1 pseudogene is annotated in these 841 nt (G+C 60.3%); it reads right to left on the reverse strand.

Annotation, left to right across the window (positions count from 1 at the left end):
- Positions 1–841: pseudogene (locus NKJ84_RS33040) on the reverse strand (calcium-binding protein); the annotation flags it as partial.

Below are 841 nucleotides of genomic sequence, written 5' to 3' on the forward strand. Positions count from 1 at the left end.
TGTCACCGGCATTGTCGACATAGTAGGTGTCATTGCCACCATAGCCGGTCATCGTGTCGGCGCCGCCGAGGCCGTTGATGAAATTGGCGCCGGCATTGCCCTGGATCGTCTGGGCAAAGCCGTTGCCTGTGAGATTGATTGCCGTCGTGCCGGACGGATTGCTGGTGGCGAGAAGCTCGATCTCCGACCCGGCCGCAAGCGCATGACTTACTGACGCGAGTACTTTATCGGTACCGCCGCCTACGGCCTCGATGACCTTGTCACCGGCATTGTCGGCATAGTAGGTGTCATTGCCACCATAGCCGGTCATCGTGTCGGCACCACCGCCGCCGTTGATGATGTTCGCGCCGGCGTTGCCTTGGATGGTCTGACTGAACTCGTTGCCGCTGAGGTTCATTGCCGTCGTGTCGGATGGATATCTTGCGGCGAGAAGCTCGATCTGGGTGCCCGCCGAAAGCGCATGGCTCACTGACGTGATCACCCGGTCGGAGCCGCCGCCCACCGCCTCGATGACCTTGTCACCGGCATTGTCGACATAGTAGGTGTCATTGCCACCATAGCCGGTCATCGTGTCGGCGCCGCCGAGGCCGTTGATGACATTGGCGCCGGCATTGCCCTGAATGGTCTGAGCAAAGCCGTTGCCTGTGAGATTGATTGCCGTCGTGCCGGACGGATTACTGGTGGCGAGAAGTTCGATCTCCGATCCGGCCGCAAGCGCATGACTGATCGAGGCGAGTACTTTATCGGTACCGCCGCCCGCAGCCTCAATCTCCTTATCGCGGACATCGTCGACATAATAGGTATCATTGCCGCCATAGCCGATCATCGTGTGGCCGCCGGC

It is taken from the genome of Mesorhizobium sp. M0048 (assembly GCF_040323405.1).
Taxonomy (GTDB): Bacteria; Pseudomonadota; Alphaproteobacteria; order Rhizobiales; family Rhizobiaceae; genus Mesorhizobium.